We start from the raw sequence: 4,947 nt of genomic DNA, 5'->3' as shown, positions 1-4,947 counted from the left end.
GAAGACAACCACCCCCACGCCCCCCGCCCATTGCACCTTTGACCCGGAAGACTGGCTGCGGCTGGCCCGCTGCTGGCACCCGGTGGCCCGCGCCTGCGATATTGCCGGCGCCCCGGTGAAAGCCACCCTGCTGGACGAACAGCTGGTTATCTATCGTATTAAAGGCCAGGTGGTGGTCGCCCGCGACGTCTGCCCGCACCGCGGGGTGCCGCTGACCCTGGGATTTCATGAAGAGGAAGGCATCGTCTGCCCCTATCATGGCCTGCGCTTTGGCGAGGATGGCCGCTGCAACCGCATCCCCTCCAGTCCGGGGCAACCCATTCCGGCCAAACTGCATCTCACCAGCTTCGCCGTGGAGGAGCGCTACGGGCTGATCTGGACCTGCCTGGCCTGCGATCCGGACAATCCGCCGCCGTTACCGACCATGCCGCACTGGGACGACGCGGGATTTCAGCAAATCAACTGCCCGGCCTTCGAGGTAAAGGGATTTGCCGGCCGCCAGGTCGAAGGCTTTCTCGATGTCGCCCACTTCGCGTGGATCCACACCGATACCTTCGCCGATCCGGACAACCAGCAGGTGCCGGACTACACCCCGCAGGAGACGCCGTTCGGCTTTGTTGCCGACTACTGGAGCTCGGTGGGCAATTACCCGGCCAGCTCTGATTTCCGCGCGCCGGAAGGATTCCAGTGGCTGCGTCACTTTGAAATGCATCTGCCGTTCACCGCTACGCTGACCATCCATTTTCCCGCCGACGCCAGGCTGGTGATCATGAACGCCGCCTCGCCGGTGTCGTCCCGGGTGACGCGGATGTTTGCCCCTATTGCCCGCAACTTCGATCTGCACGTGCCGGTGGAAGACGTACATGCGTTCAACCTGCGGGTATTTGAAGAGGACCGCCTGATGGTCGAGACCCAGCGTCCGGAACGGTTGCCGCTGGATCTGACCCTCGAGGCGCATATTCCGGCAGACCGCAGCTCTATCGCCTACCGGCGCGGGCTGAAGAAGATGGGTTTTGGCGATTTCTTTCTGGTATGAGTGGAGGTCATATGCGCGACATACTCCCGGTGGTGGTCGATGGCCTGTGGCGCCAGGGCGCGAAAAATCTGGCCGTTCGTCTGGTGAGCGCCGAGGGGCAACCGCTGCCGGCGTGGACGCCCGGCGCCCATATCGATCTCCATCTTCCCTGCGGGCTGATCCGTCAGTACTCCCTGACCGGCAGCCCGGCCGAACGGGATCGCTATCTGCTCTGCATCGCCCGCGAGTCGCAGTCTCGCGGTGGCTCCCGTTATATTCATGACACCCTGCGCCCGGGACAGCCATTGATGATCTCTGCCCCGCGCAACCACTTTCCGCTGCACGAGGGCGGTCATGTGGTGCTTCTCGCCGCCGGGATCGGCATTACGCCGCTGCTGGCGATGGCCCACGCCCGGGCGGCGTCCGGCGCCAGCTTTACGCTGCACTATTACGTTAGCCGTGCGCAGGAGGCCGCCTTCGCCACCGAGATCGCCCGCCAGCTGAGCGGGGGAAACTGCCAGATCCACTGCTCAGACGAGGGGCAGAGTCCGCGCCAGCGGCTGGCGCAGGATCTGGGGGCTCCGGACGCCGACACCCGGGTCTACTTCTGCGGTCCGCCCGGATTTATGGCCCGGGTTCGCGATACCGCGCGGGCGGTCGGATGGGGAGAGGAACAATTGCACAGCGAAGCGTTCCAGCCGCCCGCCCCGACGGCGGCGTCTGCGGCGGACGGAACCTTCACCATCACCCTCACCTCCACCGGGGAGCGCTGGCCTGTGCCGGGGGACAAAACCATCGCCCAGGTGCTGCAGGAGCATGGCGTCGCGGTGCCGCTCTCCTGCGAGATGGGGATCTGCGGCGCCTGCCTGACGCCGGTACGCGAGGGAACCGTCGACCACCGGGATACCGTGCAGTCGGAGGCGGAAAAACAGGCCGCAGAGCAGCATATTGCGCTGTGCTGCTCCCGCAGCCTGTCGGCCAATTTAGTTATCGATCTCGCGGGATAAGCGACCCGTCACCGGCTGGTCGGCGCGGGCGACCGGTTTCACCCGTACGGCGGCGAAGACAATCACCATCGCGCTCAACAGCAGCAGACCGCTGCCGGTGAAGACGCCGCTGGCGCCGCGCAAATCAAACACCGCCCCGCCGCCGGCGGCCCCGGCGCTGATGGCCAGCTGAATAGAGGCGACCAGCAGACCGCCCGCGCTTTCTGCTTCATCCGGCACGGTGGTGGCAAGCCAGGTGGACCAGGCCACCGGCACCAGGCCGAAGGCAAATCCCCACAGGGCGACCAGCAGCCCGGCCAGCACGGTCAGATGGCCAAACGTCACCATCAGCAGCGCCAGAACGCTCATCATCAACGGCACCAGCGCCAGGGTGAGACGCAGGCTACGGTTCAGCAGATAGCTCGCCACCGAAGTGCCGATAAAGTTAGCGATACCGAAGCCGAGCAATATCAGCGAAACCCCTTCGACACTGGCCTGCGCGACGGTCTCAAGGAACGGCCGCAGGTAGGTAAAGAAGGCGAAATGGCCGCTGAAAATCAGGATCGTCGCCAGCATGCCGCCCAGCATACCGGGACGGCGCAGCACCCTGAACAGCGTGGAGAAGGTCCCGACGCTCTCCGGGCGCATGGAGGGCAGCACCCACAGCTGCCAGAGCAGCGCCAGCAGGCTGGGTATCGCACAGAGAATAAACACGTTGCGCCAGCCGATCAGCTCCCCGAGGTAGCTGCCGAGCGGCGCGGCCACCACCGTGGCGACAGACACCGCGGAAAAGATGATCGCCAGCGCCTTTGGCACATGGGCCGCCGGCACCAGACGCATCGCCGTGGCGGTGGACATCGCCCAGAAGCCGCCGATGGAGATCCCCAACAGCAGACGGCCCAGCAGGAGAAACGCCAGCGAATCGGCAAAAGCGACCATCAGGCTGGAGACTATCTGCAGCACGGAAAAGAACATCAGCACCCAGCGGCGATCGATATTGCGGGTGGCGGTGGCGATCAGCAGGCCGGTAACTAACGCCACCAGCGCCGTCGCGGTGACCGCCTGTCCGGCCATCCCTTCACTGACGCCGAGGCTGCTGGCCATCGGCGTTAACAGGCTGGCGGGCAGAAACTCGGCCACGATCAGGCCGAACACCCCGAGGGCCAGGGCATAGACGGCGCGCCAGGCAGGTTTGGCGGGTGACAGGCTCGCGTCAGCAGCTATGCAGGAACTCATATACAACTCTCCAGGTTTATTAACATCCTGGTCATCTTAGGGCCTTACTTTCGGACGATATATGATGCATACTCTTCAGTTATTGATTATTCGTCCGGAATTACCATGAGCCAGCCTGCCATCGATCTGACCAGCGAACTGTTGCGCGGTATGCGCCTCTCCGGCGTTAACTACCGGCGCATCGAAACCGCACGCCCGTTCGGCGTCGGCTTTAGCGCCGTGGCGGGTAAAGCCCAGTTCCATTTCATCAGCCGCGGGCCGGTGCTGCTGCGCATGGCCAGCGGGGAACAGTTCACCCTCGAGAGCGGCGATGCGCTATTTATTCCCAACGGCGACGGGCACGCCCTGCTCTCGGATTCGCAGGCCACGGTGGTCAATGTGGCGCAGCTGCCCAGCGAAACGGTGTGCAGCACGGTAAGTTGTATCAACGCTGGCGACCAGCCTGACTGCCCGGAGCGCGCCGTCATTTTCAGCGGTTGTATGGACTTTGAGCTCGGCGGCATGCAGCCGCTGGTCAAGGCCATGCCCGAGGTGATGCAGGTCAGCAGCCTGCTAAACACCTGGCCGGAGATCCAGCCGCTGTTGGTAGCGATGGAGCGGGAATCGCTCACCCGCCAGGCAGGCTATGCCGGGATCCTCGCCCGGCTGGCGGACGTGGTGGCCGCGCTGATTGTCCGCGGCTGGGTAGCGTGCGGGTGCGGCAACGCCACCGGCTGGGTACAGGTCCTGCGCGATCCCCGGCTGGCGAAAGCGATCTACGCCATGCATCAGCGCCCGGGGGTCAACTGGAAAGTGGAAGATCTGGCGCGGGAGGCGGGTCTTTCACGCTCGCTGTTCGCGGAACGTTTTCTCGCCGCCACCGGCACCACCCCCGCCCGCTATCTCACCGAGCTGCGTATGCGGCTGGCGGTGCAGTACATCACCCATGAAGGCCAGGCGCTGGAAAAAGTCGCCTTCAGCCTCGGGTATCAATCGCTGGCGGCCTTCAGCCGGGCTTTCAAACGCATCACCGGCCAGCCGCCGGGGGCCCTGCGCGCCACGGCACGCTAGAGTCAGCCTTTATGTAAAGCGATACACGCCGTTGCCGACACGAAAGCGCTGCCCCTTAAGCGCCGGGTTGGCGACGCGGAACACCAGTTCGGTCAGCTGGTTGGCAGCCCCTTCACGGAAGATAAATTGCTGGCCGCCCACGTCCAGTCCCTGCTCCCCCAGTGGCGGAAAGCCCAGCAGCGCCTGCCAGCGATCGCGCACCGCCTGCGGATTGACCACCTCGAACACCGCCTGCTCAAGCGTAATGTCGCCCAGCGGATGCGGCGCGTCCAGCCTCTGGGCGCGCAGCCGCGTCAGCCGGGTGGCGTCGTCTTCTCCCCACTGCAGCACAAAGGGATAGACCAGCCCGGCAGTGTCGCCATCGATGGTGAAGATCCGCCAGCGGATGATATTGCCCTGCGGATCGTTGCGCTGGCCATCGACAATCGGTGACACTGTCACCCCTGTGCGACGCAACTGGTCATGGGTGGCGTCGATGTCGTCGCTGCGCAGCGCCACCCGAAACAGCGCCTCATTCTCCGGCAGCAGCCGTGCGGCGTCGCGCGAAAGGAGGAATTTGTCCGTCGCGGCGCGCAGTTCGTCCGGGTCGGCAATGGCGAGGAATTCGATATACGTCAGGCCAAAATAGCTCAGCGCATTACGGGTTCCCCACCCCGGATG

Annotated in this window: 5 protein-coding genes; 3 read left to right on the top strand and 2 right to left on the bottom strand. The window is 64.6% G+C overall.

Features of this window, described 5'->3' with window-relative positions:
- Both hpxD and hpxE read left to right on the top strand, forming a co-directional pair.
- On the top strand, window positions 1-1,036 hold a 1,036-nt coding region (gene hpxD, locus KHQ23_RS25855), incomplete at its 5' end, for a molybdenum cofactor-independent xanthine hydroxylase subunit HpxD (RefSeq protein ID WP_228298699.1).
- Window positions 1,037-1,047: 11 nt separating this feature from the next.
- Window positions 1,048-2,022: a molybdenum cofactor-independent xanthine hydroxylase subunit HpxE gene (gene hpxE, locus KHQ23_RS25850; protein WP_032434521.1), complete on the top strand. Its 975-nt coding sequence runs from the start codon at window positions 1,048-1,050 to the stop codon at window positions 2,020-2,022.
- Here the strand turns inward: hpxE and KHQ23_RS25845 are convergent.
- On the bottom strand, window positions 1,999-3,237 hold the full coding sequence (locus KHQ23_RS25845; RefSeq protein WP_038991881.1) for an MFS transporter: 1,239 nt from the start codon (window positions 3,235-3,237) through the stop codon (window positions 1,999-2,001). The genes hpxE and KHQ23_RS25845 overlap by 24 nt on opposite strands.
- 105 nt (window positions 3,238-3,342) lie before the next feature.
- Here KHQ23_RS25845 and KHQ23_RS25840 point away from each other — a divergent pair, with 105 nt between their 5' ends.
- The gene (locus KHQ23_RS25840) at window positions 3,343-4,287 is read left to right on the top strand and encodes an AraC family transcriptional regulator (RefSeq protein WP_073553712.1); all 945 of its coding nucleotides are present in this window, start codon (window positions 3,343-3,345) and stop codon (window positions 4,285-4,287) included.
- A gap of 9 nt (window positions 4,288-4,296) precedes the next feature.
- Here KHQ23_RS25840 and KHQ23_RS25835 read toward each other — a convergent pair.
- The coding region (locus KHQ23_RS25835; protein WP_157280133.1) for a VOC family protein at window positions 4,297-4,947 on the bottom strand (651 nt) is incomplete at its 5' end.

Source organism: Klebsiella sp. 64 (assembly GCF_018223915.1).
GTDB classification, from domain to species: domain Bacteria; phylum Pseudomonadota; class Gammaproteobacteria; order Enterobacterales; family Enterobacteriaceae; genus Klebsiella; species Klebsiella pneumoniae.
This window is presented reverse-complemented; position numbering and strand designations above follow the sequence as displayed.